Source organism: Ruegeria sp. O4, from assembly GCF_056535125.1.
Genome location: NZ_JBQERO010000006.1, coordinates 155,830 through 181,000 on the forward strand (window position 1 = coordinate 155,830; position 25,171 = coordinate 181,000).

The 25,171-nt window shown below is 59.4% G+C and carries 26 protein-coding genes; 8 read left to right on the plus strand and 18 right to left on the minus strand.

Going from position 1 to position 25,171, the window contains the following annotated elements:
• Positions 1-8: 8 nt before the first annotated feature.
• Positions 9-611, minus strand: a complete 603-nt coding sequence (locus ACR0J7_RS10005) for a DsbA family protein (protein ID WP_480557821.1) — start codon at positions 609-611, stop codon at positions 9-11.
• 107 nt (positions 612-718) lie between these two features.
• Here ACR0J7_RS10005 and ACR0J7_RS10010 point away from each other — a divergent pair, with 107 nt between their 5' ends.
• On the plus strand, positions 719-1,738 hold the full coding sequence (locus ACR0J7_RS10010) for a ribose-phosphate pyrophosphokinase (protein ID WP_209504798.1): 1,020 nt from the start codon (positions 719-721) through the stop codon (positions 1,736-1,738).
• Positions 1,739-1,843: 105 nt separating this feature from the next.
• Positions 1,844-2,293 (plus strand): ribose 5-phosphate isomerase B, encoded by a 450-nt coding sequence (gene rpiB / locus ACR0J7_RS10015; protein ID WP_480482278.1) that lies wholly within the window; start codon positions 1,844-1,846, stop codon positions 2,291-2,293.
• A gap of 28 nt (positions 2,294-2,321) precedes the next feature.
• On the opposite strand, the gene ACR0J7_RS10020 is transcribed toward rpiB, so the two are convergent.
• The 7 genes from ACR0J7_RS10020 to ACR0J7_RS10050 all read right to left on the minus strand — a co-directional run bounded on the left by ACR0J7_RS10020 (position 2,322) and on the right by ACR0J7_RS10050 (position 8,679).
• On the minus strand, positions 2,322-2,672 hold the full coding sequence (locus ACR0J7_RS10020) for an H-type lectin domain-containing protein (protein ID WP_480482280.1): 351 nt from the start codon (positions 2,670-2,672) through the stop codon (positions 2,322-2,324).
• Between the two features lie 114 nt (positions 2,673-2,786).
• A complete protein-coding gene (locus ACR0J7_RS10025) occupies positions 2,787-3,197 on the minus strand; it encodes a F0F1 ATP synthase subunit epsilon (protein WP_209504801.1) in 411 nt (136 codons plus the stop codon).
• Positions 3,198-3,209: 12 nt separating this feature from the next.
• Entirely contained in the window at positions 3,210-4,634 is a 1,425-nt protein-coding gene (gene atpD / locus ACR0J7_RS10030; RefSeq protein ID WP_209504802.1) for a F0F1 ATP synthase subunit beta, read from the minus strand.
• Between the two features lie 20 nt (positions 4,635-4,654).
• Positions 4,655-5,530, minus strand: coding sequence for a F0F1 ATP synthase subunit gamma (locus ACR0J7_RS10035; protein ID WP_480487549.1), 876 nt, complete (start codon positions 5,528-5,530; stop codon positions 4,655-4,657).
• Positions 5,531-5,542: 12 nt separating this feature from the next.
• Positions 5,543-7,081 carry a F0F1 ATP synthase subunit alpha gene (atpA, locus tag ACR0J7_RS10040; protein WP_209504804.1) on the minus strand — a complete coding sequence of 513 codons (1,539 nt, stop codon included), beginning with the start codon at positions 7,079-7,081 and terminating at the stop codon, positions 5,543-5,545.
• Complete coding sequence (locus ACR0J7_RS10045) at positions 7,082-7,642, minus strand: F0F1 ATP synthase subunit delta (RefSeq protein WP_209598051.1); 561 nt, start codon at positions 7,640-7,642, stop codon at positions 7,082-7,084.
• Positions 7,643-7,944: 302 nt separating this feature from the next.
• A complete protein-coding gene (locus ACR0J7_RS10050; RefSeq protein ID WP_480622105.1) occupies positions 7,945-8,679 on the minus strand; it encodes a class I SAM-dependent methyltransferase in 735 nt (244 codons plus the stop codon).
• Positions 8,680-8,740: 61 nt separating this feature from the next.
• Here ACR0J7_RS10050 and gloB point away from each other — a divergent pair, with 61 nt between their 5' ends.
• Positions 8,741-9,508, plus strand: a complete 768-nt coding sequence (gene gloB, locus ACR0J7_RS10055; protein ID WP_267363007.1) for a hydroxyacylglutathione hydrolase — start codon at positions 8,741-8,743, stop codon at positions 9,506-9,508.
• Positions 9,509-9,682: 174 nt separating this feature from the next.
• A complete protein-coding gene (clpA, locus tag ACR0J7_RS10060; RefSeq protein WP_480493588.1) occupies positions 9,683-12,007 on the plus strand; it encodes an ATP-dependent Clp protease ATP-binding subunit ClpA in 2,325 nt (774 codons plus the stop codon).
• A 243-nt stretch (positions 12,008-12,250) separates the two neighbouring features.
• Here clpA and ACR0J7_RS10065 read toward each other — a convergent pair whose 3' ends face one another.
• The 3 genes from ACR0J7_RS10065 to ACR0J7_RS10075 all read right to left on the minus strand — a co-directional run bounded on the left by ACR0J7_RS10065 (position 12,251) and on the right by ACR0J7_RS10075 (position 15,775).
• On the minus strand, positions 12,251-13,993 hold the full coding sequence (locus tag ACR0J7_RS10065) for a peptidoglycan -binding protein (RefSeq protein WP_480914093.1): 1,743 nt from the start codon (positions 13,991-13,993) through the stop codon (positions 12,251-12,253).
• A gap of 3 nt (positions 13,994-13,996) precedes the next feature.
• Positions 13,997-15,175 carry a biopolymer transporter ExbB gene (locus ACR0J7_RS10070; protein WP_267365630.1) on the minus strand — a complete coding sequence of 393 codons (1,179 nt, stop codon included), beginning with the start codon at positions 15,173-15,175 and terminating at the stop codon, positions 13,997-13,999.
• Positions 15,176-15,244: 69 nt separating this feature from the next.
• Positions 15,245-15,775, minus strand: a complete 531-nt coding sequence (locus tag ACR0J7_RS10075; protein WP_480487542.1) for a gamma-glutamylcyclotransferase — start codon at positions 15,773-15,775, stop codon at positions 15,245-15,247.
• Between the two features lie 67 nt (positions 15,776-15,842).
• Here ACR0J7_RS10075 and ACR0J7_RS10080 point away from each other — a divergent pair, with 67 nt between their 5' ends.
• Positions 15,843-16,844, plus strand: coding sequence for a DUF2125 domain-containing protein (locus ACR0J7_RS10080; RefSeq protein WP_480487540.1), 1,002 nt, complete (start codon positions 15,843-15,845; stop codon positions 16,842-16,844).
• Here the strand turns inward: ACR0J7_RS10080 and ACR0J7_RS10085 are convergent.
• The 4 genes from ACR0J7_RS10085 to ACR0J7_RS10100 all read right to left on the minus strand — a co-directional run bounded on the left by ACR0J7_RS10085 (position 16,841) and on the right by ACR0J7_RS10100 (position 21,171).
• A complete protein-coding gene (locus ACR0J7_RS10085; protein ID WP_480487538.1) occupies positions 16,841-17,692 on the minus strand; it encodes an extensin-like domain-containing protein in 852 nt (283 codons plus the stop codon). The genes ACR0J7_RS10080 and ACR0J7_RS10085 overlap by 4 nt on opposite strands.
• Positions 17,689-18,609, minus strand: coding sequence for a prephenate/arogenate dehydrogenase family protein (locus tag ACR0J7_RS10090; protein WP_480487536.1), 921 nt, complete (start codon positions 18,607-18,609; stop codon positions 17,689-17,691). The genes ACR0J7_RS10085 and ACR0J7_RS10090 overlap by 4 nt, the downstream gene beginning before the upstream one ends.
• The gene (hisC, locus tag ACR0J7_RS10095; RefSeq protein WP_480914096.1) at positions 18,606-19,691 is read right to left on the minus strand and encodes a histidinol-phosphate transaminase; all 1,086 of its coding nucleotides are present in this window, start codon (positions 19,689-19,691) and stop codon (positions 18,606-18,608) included. The genes ACR0J7_RS10090 and hisC overlap by 4 nt, the downstream gene beginning before the upstream one ends.
• Before the next feature lie 64 nt (positions 19,692-19,755).
• Positions 19,756-21,171, minus strand: coding sequence for an aminotransferase class V-fold PLP-dependent enzyme (locus ACR0J7_RS10100; protein WP_480914099.1), 1,416 nt, complete (start codon positions 21,169-21,171; stop codon positions 19,756-19,758).
• Between the two features lie 102 nt (positions 21,172-21,273).
• Here ACR0J7_RS10100 and ACR0J7_RS10105 point away from each other — a divergent pair, with 102 nt between their 5' ends.
• Positions 21,274-21,735, plus strand: a complete 462-nt coding sequence (locus tag ACR0J7_RS10105) for an Lrp/AsnC family transcriptional regulator (protein ID WP_267365621.1) — start codon at positions 21,274-21,276, stop codon at positions 21,733-21,735.
• On the opposite strand, the gene ACR0J7_RS10110 is transcribed toward ACR0J7_RS10105, so the two are convergent.
• Positions 21,736-22,608 carry a LysR family transcriptional regulator gene (locus ACR0J7_RS10110; RefSeq protein WP_480565299.1) on the minus strand — a complete coding sequence of 291 codons (873 nt, stop codon included), beginning with the start codon at positions 22,606-22,608 and terminating at the stop codon, positions 21,736-21,738.
• Between the two features lie 93 nt (positions 22,609-22,701).
• On the opposite strand from ACR0J7_RS10110, the gene ACR0J7_RS10115 reads away from it, so the two are divergent.
• Positions 22,702-22,983, plus strand: a complete 282-nt coding sequence (locus tag ACR0J7_RS10115) for a DUF1330 domain-containing protein (protein ID WP_480482308.1) — start codon at positions 22,702-22,704, stop codon at positions 22,981-22,983.
• 58 nt (positions 22,984-23,041) lie between these two features.
• Here ACR0J7_RS10115 and rpsD read toward each other — a convergent pair whose 3' ends face one another.
• Together rpsD and ACR0J7_RS10125 are read right to left on the minus strand one after the other, a co-directional pair.
• Complete coding sequence (gene rpsD / locus ACR0J7_RS10120) at positions 23,042-23,662, minus strand: 30S ribosomal protein S4 (protein WP_170374584.1); 621 nt, start codon at positions 23,660-23,662, stop codon at positions 23,042-23,044.
• Positions 23,663-23,933: 271 nt separating this feature from the next.
• On the minus strand, positions 23,934-24,377 hold the full coding sequence (locus ACR0J7_RS10125) for a hypothetical protein (RefSeq protein ID WP_209504820.1): 444 nt from the start codon (positions 24,375-24,377) through the stop codon (positions 23,934-23,936).
• 278 nt (positions 24,378-24,655) lie between these two features.
• Between ACR0J7_RS10125 and ACR0J7_RS10130 the strand changes: the two genes are divergently transcribed.
• A complete protein-coding gene (locus ACR0J7_RS10130) occupies positions 24,656-25,099 on the plus strand; it encodes a hypothetical protein (protein WP_480914102.1) in 444 nt (147 codons plus the stop codon).
• Positions 25,100-25,171 lie beyond the last annotated feature (72 nt).

Below are 25,171 nucleotides of genomic sequence, written 5' to 3' on the forward strand. Positions count from 1 at the left end.
CCTGACCGTCACCCGTTCATCTTGGCCAGATGCCGATCCAGATCGTCCAGCCTGTCCTGACCCCAGAACCGCTGATCGTCGGGCGTGATATAGAACGGTGCGCCGAATACACCCCGGTCCACGGCTTCCTCTAGGTTGGCGGCATAGGTTTCTGCCCCCACCAGCAAGCCGCTGTCTGCCAGACCGGGATCAAACCCGGCTTGCGTCAGACATTCGCGGATAACATCGTCCTGTGCGATATCCTTTTCCTCGGCCCAGCAGGCGCGAAGGAAGGAATGACTCAGCTTGCCCACATCGCCCGAGCCGTCCTTGATCGCGGCAATAACCGCATAAGATGACGGGGCCATGTTGGTCGGCCAGTGCGCGGGTTTCAGATTGAACTCCATCCCCAGATTCTTGGATTGGCGCAGCAGCTCCTGTGCGCGGTATTCGATACGAGAGATATGCCGGTCTTTCGGAGGGGTTCCCCCGGTGCGCGCGAACAGGGCGATAATGTCCAGCGGTTTATAGTTGATCGTGGCGCCGTGTTTTGCCGCGATTTCTTCCAGCCGCATCCCTGCCAGATAGGAATAGGGCGAGAGTGTCGCAAAAAAGTAGTCAATCTGGGTCATGTGCACTTTCTCCGCTGCGTTACCTTTGCGGGACGGTAAGGCCATGCTAAGCGGTGTCAACATCACGATTCTGTCACATTGCCATTGCTGCCCGGGGACCTCAGCCGATGCCGACACTTCACGAACCCAAGCTTATCGCTGGGAACGCCAACCTTCCGCTTGCCCAAGCCATCGCACGCCGCATGAGCCTGTACCGAGGCGTTGATCAGGGTCTGGTCGATGCGCGTGTCGAACGGTTCAACGACGGTGAGATTTTCGTCGAAGTGTTCGAGAATGTGCGCGGCGAGGATATGTTCATTATCCAGCCGACCTCGAACCCGGCCAATGACAACCTGATGGAACTGTTGATCATCGCAGATGCTCTGCGCCGGTCGTCCGCGCAGCGGATCACCGCCGTGATTCCGTATTTCGGGTACGCCCGTCAGGACCGTCGCACCAAGGCCCGCACGCCCATCAGCGCCAAGCTGGTGGCCAACATGCTGACCGGGGCCGGGATCGAACGGATCCTGACAATGGACCTGCACGCGGCCCAGATTCAGGGTTTTTTCGATATGCCCGTGGACAACCTTTATGCCTCGCCCATCTTTGCGCTGGATGTGAAGCATCAGTTCAAGGGAAATCTGGATGAAATCATGGTGGTTTCACCCGACGTGGGCGGCGTGGCCCGCGCGCGCGAACTGGCCAAGCGGATCAACGCCCCTCTGTCGATCGTGGACAAGCGCCGCGAGAAAGCGGGCGAAGTCGCCGAGATGACCGTGATCGGGGATGTGAAGGACAAGATCTGTCTGATCGTGGACGACATGTGCGACACCGCCGGAACGCTGTGCAAGGCGGCGCAGGTGCTGCTGGATAACGGTGCGAAAGAGGTTCATTCCTACATCACGCATGGCGTCATGAGCGGCCCTGCGGTGGAACGGGTGACAAACTCGGTGATGAAGTCGCTGGTGCTGACCGACACGATCCAGCCGACCAAAGAGATTTTGGGCGCCAAGAACATCCGCATTGTTCCGACCGCGCCTATCTTTACGCAGGCGATCCTGAACATCTGGAACGGAACCAGCGTGTCATCCCTGTTCGAAGACAAGACGCTGACACCGATCTACGAATCCATGTACCAGATGGATTGAGTTTGGACGGGGCGACAGGATGTGTCGTCCCTTTCTTTTTGAACCATCGATTGCGCACAAGCCTGACCCATGTGCGCGATCAGCGACACAAGTGGACCGATCTCCATGACTGGCAACAAACGCATTGTTCTTTCCAGCGACCACGCGGCAATCGAGCTGCGTCAGGCCGTGGCCAACCACATCGCGCAGCAAGGCTGGGACGTGGTCGATATCGGCCCGACGACCTCTGAAAGCACCCATTATCCCAAACACGGCAAGGCCGCGGCACTGACTGTTGCATCGGGTGATTGCGAATTGGGTATTATCCTCTGCGGCACGGGTCAGGGCATCATGATGGCTGCAAACAAGGTACCCGGCATTCGCTGCGGCGTCTGTTCGGATGCGTTTTCTGCGCGGATGATCCGCCAGCACAACAATGCCAACATGCTGTCGATTGGCGCGCGCGTTGTCGGCGAAGGTCAGGCGCTGGATATTGTGGATGCGTTTCTGGGGGCCGAATTCGAAGGCGGCCGCCACGCCACACGGGTCGACATGATCGAAGCGCAGGACGACTGAGCCCCGCGCCTGTCCTGCAAGCCCCGGATCAGGAAATGTTCCAGTCGTCTGGATGCGCCACCTCTCCGAACGCGGTCCAACTGATCCGGATCCGGGCAATCCGCGTGTCGGACCATGTCCGAAACACCGCTTCGAACCCTTCCGAGGTGATATTTTCTGCCTGAACCTCGGCGCGCAGGGCTGATGATGTGTCGACATCCCAAAGGGAAATCCCGATCTGAACCATGGGCGGGCTAAGAAACGTGCCCTTGAATTGGATGGGTTTCCGGCGTTCGCGGGGGCCTTCGCCAGTCCACATGTCCCCGCCTTCGGCAAATTCCGAAAACAGAACACTTTCACCCTGATCGATGCCAATGGGATGGGTCAGAAATTTTTTCATGTTTTCATCATTATACTTGAATTTCCGCAACTTACCCCGGCTTTCTGGCAAAAGCACGACAAAAAAACGGCCCCGCAATTGCGAGGCCATTCCAATTTTCCACTGTTAAGCCAATTACAGGCTCATATGTGTCCCAAGAGCTTCCATATCGGCCAGCAGCTTGGCGGCTTCGTCGACGATCGACATGTCGTCGCCGCCCTTTGCCGCTTCGTGCGAGGCGCGTGCCTCGGCAATCAGCTCGTCCATATGCGAACGGGTGATTTCCGAAACCGGAACCGCCTTTTCGGCCAGAACCGACAGGCTGTCGCCGTTGATCTGGGCAAACCCGCCGGTGACCAGGTATTCGCTGGACCCTTCGGGTGCCTCAACCTTCAGCAGACCGGGGCGCAGCGTTGTGATGGTGGGGGCATGATCGGGCATCGCCGTCATGTCCCCGTCCGCGCCGGGAATCTGGACCGCGGTGACCTCGAGCGAAGCAAGGCTCCGCTCGGGGCTGACGAGGTCGAAATGCATCGTGTTTGCCATCAGGGATACTCCTTAGGCGGCTGCTGCTGCCATTTTTTCGGCTTTGGCGATCACTTCGTCGATGCCGCCAACCATCAGGAAGGCTGCTTCGGGCAGGTGATCGTATTCGCCAGCCACAACGGCCTTGAACGACGAGATGGTGACATCCAGAGGAACCTGAACACCCGGCGAGCCGGTGAAGACCTCGGCCACGTCGAACGGCTGCGACAGGAAGCGTTCGATCTTACGGGCACGGGCCACGGTCAGCTTGTCCTCTTCCGACAGTTCGTCCATGCCGAGGATGGCGATGATGTCCTGCAACGACTTGTAGCGCTGGAGGATCTGCTGAACGTCGGTCGCAACCTTGTAGTGCTCTTCGCCGACGATGGCCGGGTCGAGCAGGCGCGAGGTCGAGTCGAGCGGGTCAACCGCCGGGTAGATACCCTTTTCCGAGATCGCACGGTTGAGAACGGTGGTCGCATCCAAGTGAGCAAACGAGGTTGCCGGCGCAGGGTCGGTCAAGTCGTCCGCAGGCACGTAGATCGCCTGCACCGAAGTGATCGATCCGGCCTTTGTCGAGGTGATGCGTTCCTGCAGGGCACCCATGTCGGTAGCCAGTGTCGGCTGGTAGCCCACGGCGGACGGAATACGACCCAGCAGAGCCGACACCTCGGAACCCGCCTGTGTAAAGCGGAAGATGTTGTCGACGAAGAACAGAACGTCGGTACCGGACTGGTCGCGGAACTGCTCGGCCAGAGTCAGACCGGTCAGAGCAACACGCGCACGCGCACCCGGAGGCTCGTTCATCTGACCGTAAACCAGGGCCACCTGGCTTTCCGACAGGTTGTCCGGCTTGATCACGTTCGATTCGATCATCTCGTGATACAGGTCGTTGCCTTCACGGGTCCGTTCACCAACACCCGCAAACACCGAGAAGCCCGAGTGCACTTTTGCGATGTTGTTGATCAGTTCCATGATCAGAACGGTTTTACCAACGCCGGCGCCGCCGAACAGGCCGATCTTACCGCCTTTGGCGTAAGGGGCCAGCAGGTCAACCACCTTGATGCCGGTGACCAGAACTTCGGACTCGGTCGACTGTTCGGCAAAGGTCGGTGCGGGCTGGTGGATCGCGCGCGCTTCGGTTGCCTCAACCGGGCCTTTTTCGTCGATCGGCTCGCCGACCACGTTCAGGATGCGGCCCAGGGTGGCGTTGCCAACCGGAACCGAGATCGGTGCACCGGTGTCGGTGACCACTTCACCACGGACCAGACCTTCGGTCGCGTCCATCGCGATGGTGCGGACAGTGTTTTCACCCAGGTGCTGAGCAACTTCCAACACCAGGCGCTTGCCGTTGTTGGTGGTTTCCAGCGCGTTCAGAATTTCAGGCAGCTGATCTTCGAAGTGCACGTCGACGACGGCCCCGATGATCTGTGTGACTTTGCCTTTTGCATTCGCCATGTTTCGTCTCCGGTTTGTCTCTACAGCGCCTCGGCGCCGGAAATAATTTCAATCAGCTCGTTGGTGATCACGGCCTGACGCGAGCGGTTGAACTGGATCGTCAGCTTGTCGATCATCTCACCCGCGTTGCGTGTCGCGTTGTCCATTGCGGACATCCGCGCGCCCTGTTCAGACGCTCCGTTTTCGAGCAGAGCCGAGAAGATCGCGGTCGCAACCCCCTTGGGCAGCAGGTCGGCCAGAATGGCCTCTTCGCTGGGCTCGTAGTCGAAAATGGCACCGCTGTCGTCACCTTCCGATTCCTCGAACGAGGCGGGGATGACTTGCTGTGCCGTCGGGATCTGGGTCACAACGTTGACGAACTTCGAGTAGAAGATCGTGGCAACGTCGAACTCGCCCCCGTCGAAGCGGGACAGGATGTCCTTTGCGATGTCCTGCGCGTTGGAATAACCCAGACGCTTGACCTCGCTCAGGTCCACATGCCCAACGAACAGATCGCCAAAATCACGCTTGAGCGCGTCGCGGCCTTTCTTGCCGACGGTCAGAATCTTGACCGTCTTGCCCTTGCCGCGCAGCTCTTCCGCCTTCTGGCGGGCCAGCTTGGCGATGTTCGAGTTGAAGCCGCCACACAGGCCGCGTTCAGCTGTCAACACAACCAGCAGATGGACATCATCACTGCCCGAACCACGGAGCAGCTTGGGGGCGCTGTCGCTGCCCCCGACCGACGCCGCCAGCCCGGCCATCACGGCATTGAACCGCTCGGCATAAGGGCGCGAGGCTTCGGCAGATTCCTGGGCGCGGCGCAGTTTTGCGGCCGCGACCATCTGCATGGCCTTGGTGATCTTGCGGGTCGATTTGACCGACTCGATCCTGTTTTTAAGGTCCTTCAGACTAGGCATCGGAACCTCCTATCAAGCGAAGGTCGCGGCGTATTCGTCGATCGCTGCTTTGAGTTTGTCGGACGCGTCGCCTTTGATCTTCGGATCTTCGTCGGTGATCCACTTCAGCAGGTCAGCGTGCTTGCCGCGCAGATGCGCCAGCAGGCCAGCCTCGTAGCGGCCAACATCCGACACGTCGATCTTATCGAGGTAACCGTTGGTGCCCGCGAAGATGACGCAGACGATTTCCGCGTTGGTCAGCGGCGAGTACTGCGGCTGCTTCATCAGCTCGGTCAGGCGCGCACCGCGGTTCAGCAGCTGCTGGGTTGCGGCGTCGAGGTCGGAACCAAACTGTGCAAAGGCCGCCATTTCGCGATACTGAGCCAGTTCCAGCTTGACCGGACCGGCAACCGATTTCATCGCGTCGGTCTGAGCCGACGAGCCCACACGCGAAACCGACAGACCGGTGTTCACAGCAGGACGGATGCCCTGATAGAACAGTTCGGTTTCCAGGAAGATCTGACCGTCGGTGATCGAGATCACGTTGGTCGGAATAAAGGCCGAAACGTCACCACCCTGGGTTTCGATAACCGGCAGAGCGGTCAGCGAACCTGCGCCGAAGTCTTCGTTCAGCTTCGCCGAACGTTCCAGCAGGCGGGAGTGGAGGTAGAAAACGTCACCCGGATAGGCTTCGCGGCCCGGCGGGCGGCGCAGCAGCAGCGACATCTGACGGTAGGACACGGCCTGTTTCGACAGGTCATCATAGATGATCAGCGCGTGGCGGCCATTGTCACGGAAGTATTCCGCCATCGCGGTTGCGGCATAGGGTGCCAGGAACTGCATCGGTGCCGGGTCGGACGCGGTTGCGGCGACAACGATCGAATACTCAATCGCACCGGATTCTTCCAGTTTCTTCACCAGCTGGGCAACGGTCGAACGTTTCTGACCGATCGCAACGTAAACGCAGTACAGTTTCTTCGACTCGTCGTCGCCTGCTGCTTCGTTATAGACCTTCTGGTTCAGGATGGTGTCCAGAGCCACAGCGGTTTTACCGGTCTGTCGGTCACCAATGATCAGCTCGCGCTGGCCACGGCCAATCGGGATCATCGCGTCAACCGATTTCAGGCCGGTTGCCATCGGTTCGTGCACCGATTTACGCGGGATGATGCCAGGTGCCTTGACGTCTGCAACGCCACGCTTGGTGGCATTGATCGGACCTTTGCCATCCAGCGGGTTGCCCAGACCGTCAACAACACGGCCCAGCAGCTCGTCACCGATCGGAACGTCCACGATCGAGTTGGTGCGCTTGACAGTGTCACCTTCTTTGATGTCACGGTCAGAACCGAAAATAACGACACCGACGTTGTCGCTTTCCAGGTTCAGCGCCATACCCATGATGCCGCCGGGGAATTCGACCATCTCACCGGCTTGAACGTTGTCCAGGCCATATACACGGGCAATCCCGTCACCGACGCTCAGCACGCGACCGATCTCGGCCACTTCGGCTTCCTGACCAAAATTCTTGATCTGGTCCTTCAGGATTGCAGAAATCTCTGCAGCTTGGATTCCCATTTATCCGACCTCTTTCATTGCATTCTGTAGGGAGTTCAGCTTCGAACGGATCGAACTGTCGATCATTTTCGAGCCCACTTTGACGACAAGACCGCCGATGAGGCTTTCATCCACGGTCGCATTGATAGTTACGGTCTTGCCCACACGCTCGGACAGCGTCTTGGACAGTTTTTCCAGTTGTGTCTTGGTCAGCGCCTTGGCCGAGGCGACATCGGCGGTCACTTCGCCACGCTCATCTGCCAGCATGTCACGCAGCACCTGCACCAGTTGCGGCACAACAAACAGGCGGCGTTTCTGCGCCATCAGAGCCAGCGTGTTGCGCAGGATGGCGTTCAGCCCCATCTTGTCAGCAACAGCGGCAATTGCTCCTTCTTGCTCGGCCCGCGAAATCAAAGGCGATGCGATCAGGTCACGCAGGTCGGCACTGTCGCCCAGTGCTGCTGCCAGATCATTGATGCCGGATTCCAGACCCGCAAGGTCATTATTCTCTTTTGCGATCTCGAAGATCGCGGTGGCATAGCGCTCGGCGATGCCTGTGGAAATCGAAGCTGGTTCGGACACGTCCACCCTTCCGATATTTGAGGCCCCGATTTTGGGTAGCGGCCGCTACCTTGGGGCGTGAGGAAACCCCGGCCAGACGGTCGGGGATCAAAATCACCGGGGATGTAGCAGAGGTGAACCAACCAAGCAATACGCTATAGCGGTAACAGATTTATCCACAAAATGTTAATTTTCATACACTTACACCAAGTGCGACCGTTTGGACCCGTCAACCCGGTTGAAAAATGTTACGAATATGCAGGTTTTTGCGATTCCTGTGACTTTTTTCTCGCGAATTTGTCACTTTGGGATGCACGCAGTTGTCATGCAGGCTTTAGCAAACCGTCAAGCGCCTTGATCGGCTTCCTTATGGCATCTTTGGTGACATTGCCCCGAGGCGGATGAATGTTCTTTGTGACCTCAACCATCAACACCCCGCCCGCCATGACAGTTGGAATGCGCTGTCCGGTTTTTTCGATCAGACTGCCCGATTTCAACCAGAACCGCCGGAAGGACGGCGGCATGTAAAGAGCCGAGCAATGCGCCTCGGGCAGGAAGTAATGCGACCTGAGCTGATTTTCCAGCTGAGTGGCGGAATAGGGACGACCAAAGCCAAATGGCGTTTTGTCCGTACGTGACCACAGACCCGCCCGGTTCGGAACAATGAACACGGCCCTGCCACCAGGGCCCAAAACACGCCAGCATTCCTCGAGCAGCTGGTTTGGCCGCTCGGACGTTTCCAGCCCGTGCATCACCACCAGCTTGTCCACGTGACCGGTTTCAATGGGCCACCGGGTCTCTTCCGTCAGGACCGAGACATTGGGCATCCCCGCAGGCCAGGGCATCACACCCTGCGGGCCGGGCATCAGCCCGATGACCCGGCGCGCATCGGCCAGATAAGGGCGCAACAGCGGCACGGCAAAGCCAAAACCGGCAACCGTCTGACCTTTGGCTTCGGGCCAGAGCTCGGTCAGCCGCCCGCGAATAGCTGCCTGTGCCGCGCGCCCAAGGGTGCTGCGGTAGTAGAAGTTCCTCAGATCCTGCACATCAAGATGCATTGCGGACATCCGGTCAATCGGCTTAGCTGGGCGCAGTCTAGCAATGAAAGGGCAAAAGGCCATGCCTCTTGAAATCGTTACAATCCCGTGCCTCAGCGACAATTACGCCTTTCTGGCCCATGACAGCGGCAATGGCCAGACTGCGCTGATCGATGCGCCCGAAGCCGCGCCGATTCTTGCAGCGCTGGAAGATCGGGGATGGACGTTGTCACATGTGCTGCTGACCCATCATCACTGGGATCACGTTGAAGGGCTGGCCGAAATTCTGGCCAAGCACCCCGCAAAGGTCATCGGTGCGGCCGCCGACGCGCACCGCCTGCCCCCGCTGGACCAGCAGGTTGCCGAAGGCGACAGCTTTGAGGTGGGTGGCGAACCGGTCGAGGTGCTGGACGTTTCGGGGCACACAGTTGGTCATATCGCGTTTTATTTTCCGCAGAGCGCAGTTGTCTTTACCGCTGACAGCCTGATGGCCCTCGGGTGTGGGCGTCTGTTCGAAGGCAGCCCAGCGCAGATGTGGGCGTCGCTGAGCAAGCTGGCCGCTTTGCCGGACGACACTCTGGTCTGTTCGGGGCATGAATATACACAATCCAACGCGAAATTCGCCATTACCGTCGATCCCGAGAACGCTGCGCTGAAACAGCGAATTGCCGATATCGACCGCGCCCGCGCCGCTGGCGAAGCCACTGTTCCGTCGGTTTTGGCGCTTGAAAAAGCCACCAACCCGTTCCTGAGGGCCACGGATCCGGCGATTCAGGCCCATCTTGGCATGGAAAACGCCGATCCTGTGGCGGTTTTCGCCGAAATTCGGGGTAGAAAAGACAGGTTCTGATGCTTATTTGCCCCTCTTCACGGCCACGGTCACAACAAATGTGACTGTCAAGTGAAAGAAAACCCTTGAAGCCAGGCCACGATCAACCAAACTCTAATAGTATGAGGACATGGTTGGGATGGGGTTCCGGCCGAAAGCCCGCCCCCTTCTGACCCAAGACAGAGGAGCACCCGCGTGCCTTCATTCTCGAGCACACTGGAACAAGCCATCCACGCGGCCTTGGCGGCTGCGAATGAACGGCGACACGAATTTGCGACGCTGGAGCATTTGCTGCTGGCGCTTCTGGAAGAACCCGATGCGGTGCGCGTCATGAAAGCGTGCAGTGTTGATCTGGACGAGTTGCGCAGCACTCTGGTTGAGTTCATAGACGAAGATCTTTCAAATCTGGTCACGGATATCGACGGGTCCGAAGCCGTACCAACGGCAGCGTTCCAGCGCGTCATTCAACGCGCTGCGATTCATGTGCAAAGCTCGGGCCGGACCGAAGTGACCGGCGCCAATGTGCTGGTCGCGATATTCGCTGAACGCGAAAGCAATGCCGCCTATTTCCTGCAGGAACAGGACATGACCCGGTATGACGCGGTCAATTTCATCGCCCATGGCGTGGCCAAAGACCCCGCGTATGGCGAAAGCCGGTCGGTATCCGGTGCGGATCAGGTGGAAGAAGAAGCTCAGACAGGTTCCGGCGACACGGAACAAAAGGAAAGTGCGCTTGGGAAATACTGCATTGACCTGAACGCGAAATCGCGTGCGGGTGATGTCGATCCGCTGATCGGGCGCGCGGATGAGGTGGAACGCTGTATCCAGGTGCTGTGCCGCCGCCGCAAGAACAACCCGCTGCTGGTGGGCGATCCGGGCGTGGGCAAAACCGCCATCGCCGAAGGTCTGGCGCACAAGATCGTCGCCGGAGAGGCGCCGGATGTCTTGGCAAACACCACCATCTACTCGCTGGACATGGGTGCACTGCTGGCCGGGACCCGTTATCGCGGCGATTTCGAAGAACGCCTGAAAGCGGTTGTAACCGAGCTGGAAGAGCACCCCGACGCGGTGCTTTTCATCGACGAAATTCACACCGTGATCGGTGCCGGTGCAACCTCGGGCGGGGCAATGGATGCCTCGAACCTGCTGAAGCCTGCGTTGCAGGGCGGCAAGCTGCGCACCATGGGCTCGACCACCTACAAAGAGTTTCGCCAGCATTTCGAGAAGGACCGCGCCCTGTCGCGCCGGTTCCAGAAGATCGATGTGAACGAGCCTTCGGTTGAAGACAGCGTCAAGATCCTGCGCGGTCTGAAGCCTTATTTCGAAAAACATCACGACATCAAGTACACCGCTGATGCGATCAGAACCGCGGTCGAGCTGTCGGCACGTTACATCAACGACCGCAAGCTGCCCGACAAGGCCATCGACGTGATTGACGAGGCTGGCGCGGCGCAGCATCTGGTGGCGGAAAGCAAACGGCGCAAGACCATTGGTGTCAAAGAGATTGAGGCCGTGGTTGCCAAGATCGCCCGCATCCCGCCCAAGAACGTCACCAAGGACGATGCCGAGGTGCTGAAAGACCTCGAAGCCTCGCTGAAACGGGTGGTGTTTGGGCAGAATCTGGCGATCGAGGCACTGGCCAGCGCAATCAAACTGGCCCGTGCCGGCCTGCGGGAACCCGAAAAACCCATCGGCAACTATCTGTTTGCCGGCCCGACCGGCGTGGGCAAGACCGAGGTGGCGAAACAGCTGGCGGATACGCTGGGCGTTGAACTGCTGCGTTTCGACATGTCGGAATACATGGAGAAACACGCAGTCAGCCGTCTGATCGGCGCACCTCCGGGCTATGTCGGGTTCGATCAGGGGGGCTTGCTGACCGACGGTGTCGACCAGCATCCACATTGTGTGTTGCTGCTGGACGAGATTGAAAAGGCGCACCCGGACGTGTTCAACATCCTGTTGCAGGTGATGGACCATGGGGAACTGACCGACCACAACGGCCGTACGGTGAACTTCCGCAACGTGGTGCTGATCATGACCTCGAACGCGGGGGCGCAAGAGCAGGCCAAGGCCGCGATCGGGTTCGGTCGTGACCGTCGCGAGGGCGAAGACACCGCCGCGATTGAACGCATGTTCACGCCGGAATTCCGCAACCGTCTGGATGCCGTGATCTCGTTCGCGCCGCTGCCGAAAGAGGTCATTTTGCAGGTGGTCGAGAAATTCGTCCTGCAACTGGAAGCGCAGTTGCTGGATCGTGGTGTGACCATTGATCTGACACCCAAAGCCGCCGAATGGCTGGCGGATAAAGGGTATGACGACAAGATGGGTGCGCGCCCGCTGGGTCGCGTCATTCAGGAATACATCAAGAAACCGCTGGCCGAAGAATTGTTGTTTGGCAAGCTGGCAAAAGGCGGTGTGGTCCGTGTCTCGGTCAAGAAAGGTGATCTGGATCTTGAGATCCTTGGCCCGGATCAACCGCGCATTTCGGGTGACAAGCCTCCGCTTCTGACGGCGGACTGATCGCCCGCCGCATTTAACAGAAAACCCGCCTACCAAGGCGGGTTTTTTTGGTTTCGCCCAGCGCTGGCAAGGCCCACCCGCCTACCCGGCGTCGCGTTGGCATCTCGGTTAGGCCGCGTGTGAAACGTCTGGCGGACATGCACCGCCTTGATTTTCCAACGGTTCGGGTCACTGTGGCCGGGATCGCCACTAACCGGTTGCGGATCGGCTGTTTGTTTTCGTGGCTGCTAAGGGCCAGTGACCTTACCTTTCGGTCAGCTTCAACTCGATCCGGCGGTTTTGCGCGTGTGCCTCGGGCGTGTCAGCGGGGTTTACGGGCTGGAATTCACCAAACCCGTTGGCTGCAAGACGGTTGGGCGGAATGCCCAGCGCGTCAACCATATAGCGCACAACCGACAGCGCGCGACCCTGGCTGAGCTCCCAGTTGTCGCGATACCGGCCCGACCCGGCCAGAGGAACGTTGTCGGTATGGCCGTCGACCCGGATCACCCAGTTCAGACCCGGCGGGATTTCAGCGGCAACACTACGAAGGATTCTGGCCACCTTGGCGACCTCCTGCTGCCCTTCTGCGGACAGCACGGCGGACCCGGTCGGAAACAGAACCTCGGACGAGAACACGAACCGGTCGCCTTCGATGCGCACCCCTTCCTGACCACCAAGAACGTCCCGCAGGCGACCGAAGAATTCCGAGCGATAGCGTTGCAGGTCCTCGGCCTGTGCCGCCAGTTCCTGGTTCTGCCCGGCCAGAGCCTTGGCCTCGGCCTCAAGACGCAGGCGCTCCGCTTCTTCCAGCAGACGGCGCCTGCGTTCTTCGGATGCGGCACGGGCCAGTGCGGCATTCAGGTCCTGCCCTAAGGTCTGAATCTGCACCTCGGCGGCGGCGTTGCGTTCTTCGAAATCATCAAGCAAAGCCTGCAAAGAGCCCAATTGCCCGCGCAGGGCGGCGATCTGCTGGTTCAGCAGGGCGGCCTCTCGCTGCGCCTCGGCAGAGATTTCTTTTTCATCCGAAAGCGTCGCATTGGCGAGGTCCAATAAGGCCTGCCGCTGCTCGGCCAGAGAGCGTTGCGCATCGGCATCCGCCTGCGCTTGCGTCTGCGCCTGCAAAGCGGCTTCAAGCTGGGCCCGCAGTTCATCGGGGTTCACGTCACCAAACTGACGCTCCAACTCGGCACGCGCCGCTTGTGCTGCCGCCAGCAGGGTGAGTGTGTCTTCAGCCTCTTTGCGTTGCGCTTCCAGTGCGAGTGTCATGGCCGTCAGTTCGGCATCGGCATCCTGAAGGCGGTTACGCAATGCTTCGGCGGCGGCGGCTTCGGCCAGACGGGCGGCCTCTTCATCGCTGAGCTGCTGTTCAAGGGTGGTGATCTGGGCGTCCCGGTCGGCGCTGCCTTGCTCCAGATCCGCCACCAGTGCTTTCAGTGCTTCCCGACGGGCAGCGGCCAAACGGGCGGCTTCGGTCTGTGCGTCGATTTCCTCGCGGCTTTGGGCAAGCGCCAGGTTCAACGCCTCCTGCTCGGTCAGCAGTTTCGCGCGCTGCGATTCAAGCGCTGCAATATCACCCAGTGCCCGTTCCTGTTCGGCCAGCAGGGCGGCAACTTGCGCTTCGAAATTGGTGATCCGGGTCTGTGCCTGATCCAACGCGGCAGCCTGACGGTCGCGCTCGGTGGTCAGTGATGCGATCAGTGACTGGGCTTGCGCCAGATCGTCTTCGGCCTGCGACAGGGTGGTATTCAACGCCCCAAGCCGCGCCTGCAACCGACTGTTTTCGCGTTCTTCCAGCCCCAGCGCCCCCGCCAGCGCCGCGATTTCGTCGGCCAATGTGGTCAGTTCGTCTTCCTGACCTGAGATGGTTTCGCGCAGCACAAACTGGATCACCATGAAGATGGTCAGCACAAAGGTCAGCACCATCAACAGCCCCGTCATCGCGTCGACGAAACCGGGCCATACCGAGCCCTGGAACCGTTGACCGGTGCGGCGGGACAGCGCCATGGGCTATTCTCCTTCCGGCGAGGTGCGTACCGCACCGCGCGGCAGGGTCAGCGCCTTGACCAGCAGTTCAATATCCTTGCGGAACTCGTTCATGCTTTCCTGACGGCCCGCCGATATCTCTTCGAGGATACGCAGCAGCTGCACATCCATCGAGCGCAGGCGCATCCGGCTTTCGGCGTCGATACCTTCACCCGCACCGTGATCGCGCATGTGATCCAGCAGGGCTTCCTGACCCAGCGCCACGCGTTCCAACGCCGCTGTGACACTTTCGGTATTGGCCTGACGGTTGTTCATCTCACCGATCACATCGACCAGCAAACCCAGCTTGGCGGAAACCTCGGCCCGGTCGCTTTCCTGCGCTGAAAACAGATCCTGCAATGCGTCCATCTGTTCGGACATGGCGTCCAGCACCGGCGTGAGCACGGCAATTTCGGCACCGCCTTCTTCTCCACCCGCGAAACCTACACGGGTGATCGAAGACAGCCATTCTTCGAGCTCGCGATAGAAACGGTTCTGGCCATGCCCTGCGAAAACTTCGAGCAGACCGACGATCAGCGACCCCGCAAGACCCAGCAGAGACGATCCGAACGCAACGCCCATCCCCTGCAACTGCGCTTCGAGCCCGGTCATCAGGCGGTTGAAAACGGCCAGCCCTTCTTCGCCCTCCTGCGGATTAAGGCTGCGGATCGTATCGACGATGGCAGGTACGGTTGTTGCCAGACCGAAGAACGTACCCAAAAGACCCAGATAGATCAGCACATTGGTGATATAGCGGGTGATCTCCCGCTCTTCCTCGACCCGTTCGGCCACGGAATCCAGAATGGAGCGGGTCGAGGTCGAACTGATCTGCGACCGCGCGCCCCGTTCGCGCAGCAACGAGGCCAAAGGTGCAAGCAATTGCGGCGTGCGGGCGTCTTCGCGCACTACACCGCCAACAAAGGCCTCGATCCAGCGCACGGACCCTATCAGTTGTGTCACCTGATAGAAACAGGCAAGAACGCCGATCAGAAACACCATCAGGATGAAGCCGTTCAGATACGGGTTGGCGAAGAACACCGGCAACACATAGGGCAGCGCCAGAAACACACCCAGCCCGGACAGGCCGATCGCCATCAACATCAACAGAATCTGCCGTGTTGGATGCGAGAAATGGGGTCTCGCGCCCTGATGTGCCTGCGCCATGCGCGTGGTTCCCGGTATTTGCCTGCTCTGCGTCGAAACTAGCGAAATTCCATTGGTGACGCCAAGAGTTTATGCGGTAATACTACGCACCCGTTGCGCCAACCACTCAAGATCGGCGTCGCGCAGGCCGATCTCGGCCAGATGTTCGGCGGTATTGTACAGGTATTCGTCATTCGGGCCGCGCCCGCCAACCGCATGGGCGATGATCCGGGCCTGATCCTCCAACGGCATCCCGCCGCAATACTGCACATGGTCGGCATCGATCACATAGGTCACGGCGTTGACAATGTCGCCATTTTCCAGATGCACATCCAGCATACGTTCGACATAGGCCGACGAGATCAGCTCGCGCTCGCGCAGTTCGTGCAGGGTGCGGTCTTCGTGACCGGTTTCAACCGCAAGGGCCAGACCGGTGCAGGTCGCGTTTGCCTGTTCGTCCAACGCCAGCACCAGCCCCGGTTCTTCCTCGGTTCCCCGGTGGTGGATCGAGCTCATGCAGAAGGACCGGGCATAGCCATGCAGTGTCGCGCGTTCGCTGCGCGCGACCGGAAAGCCCGGATTCCACAGCAGCGATCCATAACCGAAAACCCACATCGTCATTGCACTGGTCCTTGCCCGTTTGGGCCTATAAACATCAATTCCGAGGCAGGAAAAAGGGCCAAAGCTCATGCGCCGTGTCATACGAGTGATCATTTTTATCGGCATCCTTTGGAGCGCCTATTGGTTTGTCGCCGGATATGGTCTGCGCGCGGCAATCACTGGCTGGTTTGATCAACAACAGGCGCGCGGCTGGCTGGCTGATTTCTCGGACGTGGCAACGGCAGGGTATCCGACCCATCACGTGACCCGACTGAACAACCCTGCCCTTGCAGATCCGGTGAATGGCACAGCCTGGCGCGCGGACTGGATCGAATTCGAAAGCCCCGCGATCTGGCCCGGCCGGCAGGTGCTGCGGTTCGCCGAGACGCCGCAACGACTGTCTTACTACGATCAAACCTCAACGATTGTCGCCGATGAATTGATTGCGGAACTACAGTTGCAACCCGGCGTTTCGCTTGTGTTTGAAAAACTGGCGCTGACGGCAGGGGCGTGGTCGGTGACCGAGAACACCACTGCACTGGCCGCCGGGGACACCCTGAGCCTGATCATGGCGCAAACATCCCTGCCCGAAGCCTATGCCATTACCGCCCGCGCGGATGGGTTCACACCCGGCGACCGGTTGCGGGCCCTTATGAATTCGGCGGCTTCGCTGCCGCAGTCCTTCGAAACGCTGGAACTGGACATGGTCACCACGTTCAGCAAAGTCTGGGACAGGTCGGCGCTGGAACACAGCAGGCCGCAGCCCGTGGCCATCGACCTGCGACTGGCCGAGATCAAATGGGGTGGATTGCGTCTGTTTGCTGCCGGTAAACTGGATGTAGACGCGCAGGGTGTTCCCAGTGGTGAGATCGCTGTCAAGGCCGAGAACTGGCGTGATATGATCGACATGGCAAACGCGGCAGGTGCCCTGCCTGATCAGGCGGTTGATCCTGTCACCCGCGCACTGAATTTTCTGGCAGGGCTGGGCGGCAACCCCAACGCGCTGGACCTTCAGCTGAACTTCCGGGATGGTTTTGTCGCCCTGGGGCCGGTGCCGCTGGGCCCCGCCCCGCGGCTGATCCTGCGTTAACGGCAATACGCTCCGCTGCGGTAGCGTGCCGTATCCAGATGGAAATGATCGCGATGGTAGCTATCCGAGTTCGGCCCCAAAACGGTGCCGAACGGGCCACAGGCGCCGCGCCAGATTTTCTGCAGCTGCTTCTGTGACGGGTTCTTGCGCCATCCTTCCAAGACAGTCACCACCTCACCATCGGCCATTTTGAAGGCCGAAATATCGATCGCGCGCCCTTTGCCGTGCTCGGAAATCCGCGCGCCTTTACGATTGTTTCGAGTTCGGCAGGCATAATGAGCCGCCACCTGCAACTCGACCACCGGGCCGCGACGTTTGAAGGTGGGTTTGACTGTCTTATCGACCCATTTGTTCAGCGCAACGGCGGTGCCGCAATCCATTGTCGACGGGCGGCTGAGTGCCACACCGGAAACAGAGGTGATCTGCACTGCATCTTTTACGCCACAGGCTGAACTCTCGCTGCCGACCCTTCCGACGGGCTTGCCCTGAATTGCGATATCTCCGCAAACGGACCCTTTGCGCAGCTTGCGTTTTTTGAAAAGCACCTGCTGTTCAAGCAATTCAGGTCTCATGTTAGGTATCAGCGAGGTGTCGGGCCCCAGCAGCGGCAAATCCGAAGGTCGCGCCAGTGCAGCAGTGACCTGCGGTGAAACCGGACGTGAGATGGGGCGCAGATCGGTTATGACCGCGACGGACACCGGGGCAACGGCGGACACAACCTGCACGTTTTGCTGGTCCAGAATCGGACGTGCAGGTGGGACCAGAGATCGTTCCAGAGGGGCTGCCTGTGTGGCCACGGCGCACAACGCCATGATCCCGATCAGAAATTGCCCCCGGTATGACCTCATGAACCTGCCTTTCCCCGCCCGAAATCCGGAGCATCCGTGTCCTGCCCCGCGTCGATGATGCCGCGACGAATAGCACGGGTATGGGTAAAGTAGTCAAACAAATGTTCCCCGTCCCCGGTGCGGATGGCACGTTGCAGCGCAAACAGCTCTTCCGTGAAACGGCCCAGGATTTCCAGCGTCGCATCTTTGTTGGACAGGAACACATCACGCCACATGGTCGGGTCCGATGCCGCGATGCGGGTGAAATCCCGAAAACCCGCAGCCGAGTATTTGATCACTTCGCTATCGGTCACCCGGCGCAGATCGTCGGCCACACCAACCATCGTGTAGGCGATCAGGTGCGGCGCATGGGACGTGACGGCCAGAACCAGATCGTGATGATCCGCGTCCATCTCATCCACATGGGAGCCCATACCTTCCCACAACGCCCGAAGGCGGGCGATTGCATCCGGGTCGGTCCCTTCGACAGGCACCAGCAGGCACCAGCGATTGTCGAACAATTTGGCAAAACCCGATTCCGGACCGGAATGCTCTGTCCCAGCCAAAGGATGCGCGGGAATGAAATGCACACCTTCGGGGACATGCGGCTGAACTGCCTGAATGACATGCTGCTTGACCGACCCCACATCCGACAGGGTCGCGCCGGGCTTGAGCACGGGTGCGATGTCTTCTGCGACGGCTCCCATTGCCCCCACGGGCACGCAAAGAACGACAAGATCAGCACCTTCGACCGCTTCGCGCGCCGTGTCACAGACGCGGTCGCACAGCCCGATTCTGCGCGCCGTGTCACGTGTCGCCTCGGACCGGGCATAGCCGGTCACTTCTCCAGCCAGGCCCCCACGCTTGATCGCCCAGAACATGGAGGAGGCAATCAGGCCAAGCCCGATCAGCGCAACCCGGTCGTAAATCTGGCTCATGCTGCACCCTCTTTGAATGCTGTAATCGCCGCAACGACGCGGCGGCAGGCTTCCTCATCGCCCACGGTGATCCGCAGGGCATTCGGCAGGTTGTAGCCTGCAACCCGGCGGACAATCAAACCCTGCGTCTTCAGATAGTCGTCACAAGCCTCGGCCTCGGTCCTGTCGGCAAAACGCGCGAGGATGAAGTTGGTGCAGGACGGGTCCGAGGGTACGCCGACCTTGTCCAGCTCCTTGGCCAGCCACACCCGAAGGCGCGCATTTTCGGATTGGCAGAACGTCAGGAATTCGACGTCGCTGATCGCGGCTTCGGCTGCGGCCAGTGCTGTTAAAGACAGGTTGAAGGGCTGACGCACCCGGTTCAGTACATCGATAATCGATTGGTGCGCATACCCCCAGCCGACCCGCATCCCGCCCAGCCCGTACACTTTCGAGAATGTGCGGGTCATGATCACGTTCTCATACGCATCCACCAAAGACGCGCCACCATCGAAATCGTCGACGAATTCGGCATAGGCGCCGTCCAAGACCATCAGGCAGGTATCAGGCAGACCCTGCGCCAGACGGTCCAGTTCGTCGTTCGAGATCATGGTCGAGGTCGGGTTACCGGGGTTGGTGACAAACACGATCCGCGTCTGGCTGGTTACGGCGGCCAGAATGGCATCCACATCAACTTTGCGGTCGCGCTCGGCCACCATGACCGGCGTGGCACCTGCCATGCGGGCGATGATCGGGTACATGGAGAACCCGTGCTCGGTATAGACCACCTCATCCCCCGGCCCCGCATAGGCCTGAGCGATGAATTGCAGCACCTCGTCGCTGCCGACACCGCAGATGATCTGCGCAGGGTCCAGCCCGTGACGTGCGCCGATAGCCGCGCGCAAACTGGCGTGGTCGGTGTTGGGGTACCGATGCAAGTTTGCCGCGCTGTCGCGCACCGCCTCAATTGCTTTGGGGCTGGGGCCGAACGGGTTCTCGTTCGAGCTCAGCTTGATCACATGCTCAACACCCGCCACATGCGACTGGCCGCCCTGATAAAGCGCGATGTCCATAATGCCGGGTTGCGGGGTGATCTTGGTCATGAGAGGCTCCGTTGATTGGGCCCCTCATACCTGTCTCAACGGATTGAGAAAAGCGGCAATTCCATCATGCGGCCTTGAAGCGCGCAGTCGCCGGGTCGGCGTTGTAATACGGCACGAATTCCTCGGTACGGCGGGACAGGTCATTGACACTGTCGATGATGAATTGAACTGTTTCCTCGCTCATCAGGTACGAGAAATTCAGGCGTACCCAGCCGGGTTTCTTCATCTCTTCGCCCGCAGACAAGGCCGCGTGCAGCGCCTCGGACGCGGCGCGGTCAATCCCCAGCAGGCGGTGGGCATAAGGCCCGGCGCAGGCACAGCCGCCACGTGCCTGAATGCCGTAGACGTCGCTGAGCATCCGGGTAAACAGCTGCTGATGCACAGGCTGTCCCGCGTTGTCGCGCACAAGGAAAGAGAAGATCGGCAGGCGATGCGGGTTATCGACCCCAAGCAATGTCAGGTGCGGGTTATCCTTCCACCCGTCCAGCGCCATCTGGTTGTACTGCGCCTCGCGTCTTGCGATTTCTTCCGTGCCGACGACATCCTTGACGATAAAGGCCAGCGCCGCTCGGATATCACCGATCACGTTGGGCGTTCCCGCCTCTTCCCGCGCAGCCAGGTCCGCACTGTAGTCATGCCGCCACGGTGACACGAAACTGACAGTGCCGCCACCCGGCCAGCTGGGGCAGCTCCTTTTGGCCGCAGCCCGGTTTACGATCAGAACACCCGACGCGCCCGGGCCACCCGGGAACTTGTGCGGGGAAACGACAATCGCATCCTTGCGCGCGTCCACCGGCCCCATATCCATCGGCAGGTAAGGCCCGCCCCCGGCGTAATCCCAAATCGCCACTGCGCCATGCGCCTTGAGCAACCGCGTCACCGGATTAGGGTCCGTGACAATTCCGGTTACATTGGACGCCGCCGAAAAGGAACCGATCAGAAGATCGGCGCCTGCATGGGTCAACAGCGCGGTTTCCAGCGCCCCGAGGTCAACCCCGCCGCCTTCGGCCTCGGGGATTTCAACCACAAGTGCCTTGCTTTCCCGCCACGGCAGGATGTTCGAGTGGTGCTCGTACGGACCAATCAAGACAACCGGTTGGTCGGCCTCTGCCACCCCGAGCAGGCTGACCAACCGGTTGAGCCCCGCAGTGGCGCCAGACCCGGTGAAGATCACCGCGTCCTCTTCCTGGGCACCAACAATGCGGGCTATTTCCGCCCGCGCCTCGCGGCGCAGATGTGTCATGTAAGATCCGCAGTAAGAGGCCTCGGTGTGGCTGTTCGCGTAAAACGGCAACACATGTTGCGCCACAAAGTCTTCGACCTGCCGCAAGGCGCGACCCGAAGCGACGTAATCCGCATAGACAAGCGGCACGTCCCCATGCAGACCCGGGATCAGAACATTTTCTCCGATCAGCCCATCGCGCAGGTTTGAATTGTGAGCGGTGGAACAGAGTTCCGCACGAAACTTGGACAGGGACATTGCATTGGCTCCTAACTGTCCGACTAATGTGATTTATTGTCAGCGCGAAAACTTCACCTATTATTGCATAGATTTTAAAATCTTTGTGTCATATGATCAGTAATGGCATCAAAATTGGATCAAATTGACACACGCATTCTGAAAGAACTGCAGAAGGACGCCACCCTGTCGCAACGGGAGTTAGCGGATCGTGCGGGGCTTTCGCAGAACGCCTGCTGGCGGCGTCTGAAGGCTTTGAACGAAGATGGCGTCCTGATCGGCTCAACCGCCCGCATCGCACGCGAGAAATTGGGGCTGAGCCTTGTGGTCTTTGTCATGCTGCGCACGCGGCATCATTCGGCCGAGTGGCTACAGGCCTTTCGCAGCCACGTTCTGACGATCCCCGAGGTCGTGGATTTTCATCGTATCGGCGGTGACTACGATTATCAGCTGAAAGTCGTCACACAGGATATGGCGTCTTACGACAAGGTGTATCAACGGCTGATCGAAAAGGTCGAGCTGGACAGCGTCACGTCGTATTTCGCGATGGAAGCAATCGCCGAAGGTCGGCCCTTGCCGATATAATCACGCCGTAAACAGCGGGCGTTTTTGTTTGAAAAAGGGCACCGCGATATCGCGGAACGCGACCAGTTTTGCCGAAGGCCAAACATCCGGGTGCGCCACGATCCAGATATCTGCGTAGGGTTGCGGTGAAAGGACCGGAACCTGCACTAAGCCCCGAAGTGAGCGGCCCAGAAACACCGGCATACGCACAACGCCCAACCCTGATTGTGCGGCACCCGCCATCGCGACCATGTCATCAAAGCGCATATGTATCCGCGAGTTCGGATAGATTTTGTCGACGCCGTCCGGCAGGTTCGGCTGCTTTTCATAAAGCAACCAATCCACGGGCGCGTTCGGATCTTGCTGCATTCGCGCGGCCCATTCCGACGTGGCAAAACAAGCGCTGTGCTGTTGCGTCAGGCGCAGACCTTTCAACGTATCGCCGGGGTTGCGGCTGATCCGGATCGCAATGTCGGCTTCGCGCCGATTAAGGTCCAGAATCTCGTTTGCCGCGCGCACCTGCAAAGACACAGCAGGGTGCCTTTGAGCAAACTCGCCCAGCGCCGGGGCCAGCACATGGGCAATTAACAGTTGCGGCGCGGTTAAGGTCAGTTGCCCTTCCAGCCGGGCATCCCGCCCTGACAAACCTCGCAGCATTGCGTGTTCTGCGCTTTCCATCCGGGCAGCATACGCAGCGACTAGGTGCGCTGCTTCTGTCGGTCGATACCCGTCGGTCAGCCTTTCGAACAGCACTTCGCCTGTCGCCGCTTCGGCGCGGGCTATACGGCGCGCGACAGTTGTGTAGTTGACGCCAAGCTCTTGTGCCGCGGCGGACAGGGTGCGCCTGCGGACCACGGCGAGTACGGCCCGGTAATCATCCCAATGAATATCCATACATGCAAATTCGCACATCACTGATGCTAATACACGCGTTTTCGCAAAGCAGGTCACACCCTAGCTTTTGCCCACACATCAAGGAGCAAAGCCATGATCTATGCCTACGCAAAACTTACCGTAAAGAATCCCGACGCGCTGGCCGCTTATCGCGAACAGGCCGGGCCTGCACTGGCCCGCCATGGCGGAAAAGTCGAACACGCCACCAAAGAAACAACCGCGCTGGACGGCACGCCGGACTTGCCTGACGTTGCAGCCCTACTTTCCTTTCCCAACCGGGACGCGGCGCTGGGATGGATCAACGACCCGGAACTAAAAGACATTCACGAGCTGCGTCGCAGCGCAGGCGCGTCAGATATCGTTCTGCTGGGCTGAAAATGAAAAGAGCCGCACCCAAAGGTGCGGCTCTGAATTCCAGGTCGGAATGCGAAGATCAGTTCTTCGCGTAGAATTCGACGACCAGGTTCGGTTCCATCATGACCGGGTACGGCACATCGCTCAGGCCCGGTGCGCGAACGAACGTTGCGGTCATTTTCGAGTGGTCAGCATCGATGTAGTCAGGAACATCACGCTCGGCCAGGGCAACAGCTTCCAGAACAACAGCCAGTTGCTTGGACTTGTCACGCACTTCGATGACGTCGCCTTCTTTGACGCGGTAGCTGGGGATGTTCACCCGCTTGCCGTTCACTTTGACGTGGCCGTGGTTCACGAACTGACGCGCAGCGAAGACGGTCGGTACGAACTTGGCACGATAGACGACGGCGTCCAGACGGCGCTCCAGCAGGCCGATCAGGTTTTCACCGGTGTCGCCTTTGACACGCTCGGCTTCGGCATAGATGCGGCGGAACTGCTTTTCGGTCAGGTCGCCGTAGTAGCCTTTCAGCTTCTGCTTGGCACGCAGCTGCAGACCGAAGTCCGACAGTTTGCCTTTGCGGCGCTGGCCGTGCTGGCCGGGGCCGTATTCACGACGGTTGACCGGGGATTTCGGACGACCCCATATGTTTTCGCCCATCCGGCGGTCGATTTTGTACTTGGCAGACGTGCGTTTGGTCACGGCTGATCTCCTTCTTTAGGTCGATGCCCAAACGGGCAACTATGAAGGGCGTTGTCCTCTTGAGGTTTCCCTCATGACAGGCTTCCCCTTGCGGGGGCCACCAACACCAATGAAGCCGCGCTTATATCCGCAAAGCCGGCAGAGTCAACACGGCATTCAACGCAGTTTCGAATATCTGCAAAGATATGTTCGCCGCAGGCAGCACAGGCCCCTGCGCGCATAGCGACGGTTGCCGTCACACCGCTTTCATCAAGAAAAATGCAGGTCGCCTTCAGGCCGGAAATGCAACGACGTTCCCACCGCCTTCAGCACCCGCCTTGTGCACCATCACAACCTCGGTCACGTCGACGATCCAGAATTCTTCATCCCGTGGCGGGCAAGCGCCATCGAAAACGATGGTCGGCGCTGCATCATTGGTGTCGGCAACAAGGTTGGCTGAAAACCGCTGCGACCCATTGGTAAGCGTCAAAGCTCCGGTCACGTAGCCGGAGATTTCCCGGACAATCGGAAAGCGGTTCTGCAAACGGGTTGCAGCTCCCCGCGCATATCCAATCTGTTCGACGCTGCTCTCGGCTTCTGCGCTCAGCACTATTGCCTGTCCGCGCCATGACCAAGCCGCACCAACTGCCAGACACGCCAGAGGCGCGTCCTCGAGTCCGTCAATTTCAGTTTGATCCCATGAAATGGCTACCTGACCGTTAACTCCGGCTCTCATCTGCCCACTCGCACTATTTAACATCCCGATATTCAATCATTGCTTATCAGCACAAAATCCGGCGGAAAAGAGACGGGAATGCAGCATTCACAAGAATGTTGCAGAAGTGAATCAAAAATACGTGTTTGCCTTGATCCAAGCTGATTATCTGAGCATCAGCTTGCTGCGGCTCCCCAGGGAATGGTTTCTGGCCAGAGATCAAGATGGAAAAACCCACTCGTGAGAGTGGTGGTCACACTTCCTTAGTCAGACATGCGATCCGACGGAGCGTTTTGGTGATGGGCGCTAAGCTGCTGCTGGACCGTCCATGGACCTTGACGCCGAGTGTAACAGCATTGGCGGCAACAAGCGTTCTTTTGACCTTGTGCACTGGTGTGGCCCTGCCGATCTATTTCAAACTGGTGCAAACGCTAGGGTCCATGGACGTCGCAAGCCAGGTGTATCTGCGCGCCGGTGTCGGTGTGATGCCGGGTCTGGCCATCCTGGGTGAGACATTTACCTGCCCTGTGGCGATGGGGCTTTTCTCGGTCATTGGTGAGCCTGCAGTTTCTCACCAGCCGCCATGGACCGCCCTGTTGAATCGGCTCATAGCTGCCTTACGTCAGCGACTGTCGATGCCGTGGTGCGGCCTGTTCGTATTCGTAAGGTCGCGTGACGAGACCGCATTCGAGAAAATACCCCGCTTGCGAACTGCAGGCGGGGCGCTCTCCCTGAACGACTAGGTCGTTGGAGGTTCAATAGCCTACGGTAAAGGCGGCGCGTGGATATTTGGGCGATTGAGCCTCATCTACAAT

Coding starts and splice junctions, on each gene's coding strand:
- ACR0J7_RS10125 (WP_209504820.1), bottom strand. CDS start 24,377: ATGAGAGCCGGAGTTAACGGTCAGGTAGCCATTTCATGGGATCAAACT.
- ACR0J7_RS10090 (WP_480487536.1), bottom strand. CDS start 18,609: ATGAGCCAGATTTACGACCGGGTTGCGCTGATCGGGCTTGGCCTGATT.
- ACR0J7_RS10010 (WP_209504798.1), top strand. CDS start 719: ATGCCGACACTTCACGAACCCAAGCTTATCGCTGGGAACGCCAACCTT.
- atpA (WP_209504804.1), bottom strand. CDS start 7,081: ATGGGAATCCAAGCTGCAGAGATTTCTGCAATCCTGAAGGACCAGATC.
- ACR0J7_RS10035 (WP_480487549.1), bottom strand. CDS start 5,530: ATGCCTAGTCTGAAGGACCTTAAAAACAGGATCGAGTCGGTCAAATCG.
- ACR0J7_RS10080 (WP_480487540.1), top strand. CDS start 15,843: ATGCGCCGTGTCATACGAGTGATCATTTTTATCGGCATCCTTTGGAGC.
- rpiB (WP_480482278.1), top strand. CDS start 1,844: ATGACTGGCAACAAACGCATTGTTCTTTCCAGCGACCACGCGGCAATC.
- ACR0J7_RS10070 (WP_267365630.1), bottom strand. CDS start 15,175: ATGGCGCAGGCACATCAGGGCGCGAGACCCCATTTCTCGCATCCAACA.
- ACR0J7_RS10075 (WP_480487542.1), bottom strand. CDS start 15,775: ATGACGATGTGGGTTTTCGGTTATGGATCGCTGCTGTGGAATCCGGGC.
- ACR0J7_RS10100 (WP_480914099.1), bottom strand. CDS start 21,171: ATGTCCCTGTCCAAGTTTCGTGCGGAACTCTGTTCCACCGCTCACAAT.
- ACR0J7_RS10110 (WP_480565299.1), bottom strand. CDS start 22,608: ATGGATATTCATTGGGATGATTACCGGGCCGTACTCGCCGTGGTCCGC.
- ACR0J7_RS10115 (WP_480482308.1), top strand. CDS start 22,702: ATGATCTATGCCTACGCAAAACTTACCGTAAAGAATCCCGACGCGCTG.
- atpD (WP_209504802.1), bottom strand. CDS start 4,634: ATGGCGAATGCAAAAGGCAAAGTCACACAGATCATCGGGGCCGTCGTC.
- gloB (WP_267363007.1), top strand. CDS start 8,741: ATGCCTCTTGAAATCGTTACAATCCCGTGCCTCAGCGACAATTACGCC.
- ACR0J7_RS10025 (WP_209504801.1), bottom strand. CDS start 3,197: ATGGCAAACACGATGCATTTCGACCTCGTCAGCCCCGAGCGGAGCCTT.
- ACR0J7_RS10105 (WP_267365621.1), top strand. CDS start 21,274: ATGGCATCAAAATTGGATCAAATTGACACACGCATTCTGAAAGAACTG.
- ACR0J7_RS10020 (WP_480482280.1), bottom strand. CDS start 2,672: ATGAAAAAATTTCTGACCCATCCCATTGGCATCGATCAGGGTGAAAGT.
- ACR0J7_RS10050 (WP_480622105.1), bottom strand. CDS start 8,679: ATGCATCTTGATGTGCAGGATCTGAGGAACTTCTACTACCGCAGCACC.
- ACR0J7_RS10085 (WP_480487538.1), bottom strand. CDS start 17,692: ATGAGGTCATACCGGGGGCAATTTCTGATCGGGATCATGGCGTTGTGC.
- ACR0J7_RS10065 (WP_480914093.1), bottom strand. CDS start 13,993: ATGGCGCTGTCCCGCCGCACCGGTCAACGGTTCCAGGGCTCGGTATGG.
- hisC (WP_480914096.1), bottom strand. CDS start 19,691: ATGACCAAGATCACCCCGCAACCCGGCATTATGGACATCGCGCTTTAT.
- ACR0J7_RS10130 (WP_480914102.1), top strand. CDS start 24,656: ATGGGCGCTAAGCTGCTGCTGGACCGTCCATGGACCTTGACGCCGAGT.
- ACR0J7_RS10005 (WP_480557821.1), bottom strand. CDS start 611: ATGACCCAGATTGACTACTTTTTTGCGACACTCTCGCCCTATTCCTAT.